Annotated in this window: 2 protein-coding genes; one reads left to right on the top strand and one right to left on the bottom strand. The window is 63.6% G+C overall.

Annotated features, from left to right (window positions below):
- Window positions 1–363 (top strand): hypothetical protein (locus Q0Q23_RS19900; protein ID WP_295128491.1); only part of this gene is annotated, 363 nt, incomplete at its 5' end.
- 18 nt (window positions 364–381) lie between these two features.
- Here Q0Q23_RS19900 and Q0Q23_RS19895 read toward each other — a convergent pair.
- On the bottom strand, window positions 382–3,063 hold the full coding sequence (locus Q0Q23_RS19895) for an AAA family ATPase (protein WP_295128488.1): 2,682 nt from the start codon (window positions 3,061–3,063) through the stop codon (window positions 382–384).
- Window positions 3,064–3,135 lie beyond the last annotated feature (72 nt).

The following is a 3,135-nucleotide window of genomic DNA, read 5'->3' as shown; positions in this document are numbered from 1 at the left end:
TCGGCGGAGGAAGCCATCGACTTGTGTCGCGAGTGGATGATATATCTCGGAGCGACCGATACCGTCGCGTCATCTGGACAGACCAAGGATCTGTGCGATCTATTCAGCACACGCTACTTGGCCTGGGTGGTTAACAGTCGCGGAAATCTCGATGTTGGCCCGATAGAAGCAGCAGCAACGCTGGCCAAGTCAGATGGTCGCAGCCCGCTAATCTTCCTGCAGGGGGGCGTTCGACCGATAGCGCAGCAGCGGGCGGACGTGCTCGGAGTGGCTCTGCTCAACTATCACGCGCGAGACGGTTCACTCGCGGGACGCAGCAGGTTAGGGCGTGAAGCAGTGCGATCAGGCCTCGCTAACCGCTGATCTCGGATAGTTGGGAGTTCAACGCGACAGCGTTGAGACGGTGTCTGGATTTGCTGCTGGCGGTCGAGTTGAATGCAGTCGCGCTGCACGCATCCACTCCTGACGCGCCGCCTCTCGAGACTTGTGAAGCGTCTCTTCGGTCGGTTGGCGCTGCATGGCGGCAGCGAGTTCTGTTGTCGCGCCCTTTACCGTGCCGGAGACCACTACGACCTCATTACTTGCTCTCCCGCGCGTGAGGCCGACATAAAGACCGGCCGCATCGACACCCGGCCCGACGATGGATCGTTCCGTGGTCTCTCCTTGGACGCCGTACACAGTGGACGCGTAGCCGAGATGCATATGCGAGCCCGCATAATCAATCGTGACCCGCCGCAGGTTCGAAGAGTCTGAGGTCGAGGCCAGGGTTAGGTGGGATTCCGAGATATTTCGCACGACCCACCCTTCTCGGTTCTCGACTCCGGACGCATTGTTGTTACGTCGCGTCTGCACGAGGTCACCGACGTAGATGCGTTGCCCGGTTTGGCCGGTCGCGGAACGCTTCACGTCGACTTCGCCGGCTTCGATTCTCCGAGCCTGAATCGCTTCGGAGATCGCCTGTGATTCCGCGTGGGTTGCCGTCACAAGCGCGATCGACTCGCCTCGGTGAGATGCGCCGAACCATTCATCGATCATCACCCTTTGTGCCTCGACCTCGTTCGTGACTGTGCGAACATGCCCAGTTCGAACAAGCTCTCCGGCGACGTTCAGGGCTTCGGCTGCACCGTTTGCGAAGCGCACACGCGCGGACAGGTCGGCCCATTCTGGGTCGCGGAACCGGTGGATCTCGGTGAGTTCGATCTTCTCGAACGCGGACCGGCGGAAGAGCGCCATTGCGCCGGAGTGCCCGACGGGGAGGGCCTGGTAGTCGTCGCCTACGACGGCGACGGTGGCGCCGGTTCGGTGGATGACGTCGATGAGGGCGTTGGCGGCTTCGAGGTCGAGCATGCCCGCTTCGTCGACAACGATCCGGTCGCCGGGGCGAACTCGGATTCGTGGACCCTGATATTGCTTCCCAGTCGTGGGGTCGATCTCGCCGGGCTGGAGCCGGGTCCACTCGGTGTTACCGGCGATGGCGGTGTTCCATCGCCAGCCGTAGTCGTGAAGGAGCTGGTGGAGGCTGGAGGCGGCGCTGTTGGTTTCGCGTCCGGCGACGGTGGAGGCCTTTTTGGTGGGGGCGACGATGATCATGTTTCGCCCGTGGCGTCGCAGGGTGGCGCCGGCGACCTTGAGCATGGTGGTCTTGCCGGTGCCGGCTGCTCCGGTGACGGCGACGACGGATGCGGTCCCGGCGATGGCGGATGCGCCGTCGGTTTGATCGGCGTCCAGGACTCGCTCAGGGTCGAGCGCGTGAGTGATCGCGGTGATCTCCTCAATGGGGGCCGCGGCACCAGGTGCGGAGAGCGCTTCGATTTGGTTGGCAACCGTGGCCTTCAGCGCTGCCGTGGAAGTGGCCATTCTGGACTTGATGTGTGCGGGGACGTCGGGGTCGTCGAGCAGTGTGACGGTGTGGGCTTGTGTGGCGGCGATGACCTGCTCGGCTATGCTCGCAAGTTCCTTTCGCTCGGCGATGACGCCGGTGGCGGCGAGGGCGCGGAGCGCGCCGGCGCGGACGTCCATCATGCTGAATCGGCCGCCGGTGCTAGTCGAGCGAGCATCAGCATCGATGACGGCTTTGGCGGCGAGGAGTTCGATGTCGAGATCTTCGATCGATGCGTAAGGTGCGCCGATGGGGGAGCGCTCCAGAGGGAGAGTGGGGTCGGCGGTGGCGAGCTCTTCGCGGACGAACTCGGCCCAGTCGTCTTCGTTCAGATTGCCCGGCTTGTTCGGTCGGCCGGCAGCCCAGGCCCATCGGTCGATCTGATTCGACACATCGTGGGACGGTTCCTGCCCGGGGTGCTGCTCCTTCCACCAGGCAGTCCGGGCGATCTTGTTGCCTTCGATCTGCGCGGACCGCTTCGACAGCGGTCGCACGAGATGCTGCAACTGGGCGATCTCCCCGTCCTGGTTGAGGGTGAAGCCTTTCGCGGCGAGGGCGTGTATCCAGGTGGGGTCGGTGCGGGCGGCGAGGTCGCCTTCGGCATTGATGACGTTCTGGAACCGCAGCGCAACCCGGGTGTCCACGTTCGACCATTTCCCGTCGATGCCTTGGACTTTCACGTTCAACCACAGGTGCCGGTGCTTGTGCGGGTCCAGTGAGCGGGAGCGTTCATGCTTGAGCTCGACCACCTCGACTCGGGCGAGGTCTTCTCTGATGCAGCCGCCTTTTCCACGGCGGGCGTTGAGTTCCTCTTGCCAGAGGTGGATGATCCGGTCCCTCAGTCGGTCCTGGAGGTCCTCGTACGCCACGTTCAACTCCGGGTCCAACATCGCCGCGATGCTGAACGACTTCGGCGCGTTGATCGTCGCATCCAACACCAGATCCGCATTGGGGGAGGACATCTCGAACCCGCGATGCTCACCGGTGAGTGGGTCGCCACCATCGACCCAGGTGCGCAACTGCTTCCGGGTGAGCAGATCATCGCGGATGGACCCGTTCTCCACGATGTACCGGGTCATCACCGCTTCCGCGTAATCCGCTGCCGCGAGGACCCCTTGCGCTGTCTTCGCGGTGAGGTGGGAATCGCAGACACCGCCGAACGCGTAAGCAATCGATTGCCTCACCCCATGTGAGGCAACCCCTCGTTTCCACCGCGCCACACCCCCGCGCATGCCGCCCAGGATACTCGCATTCCA

This window comes from uncultured Leifsonia sp., from assembly GCF_945957465.1.
Classification (GTDB): Bacteria; Actinomycetota; Actinomycetes; order Actinomycetales; family Microbacteriaceae; genus Leifsonia.
The sequence above is the reverse complement of the archived record's forward strand: the minus strand, read 5'-3'. Positions and strand labels throughout refer to the sequence as shown.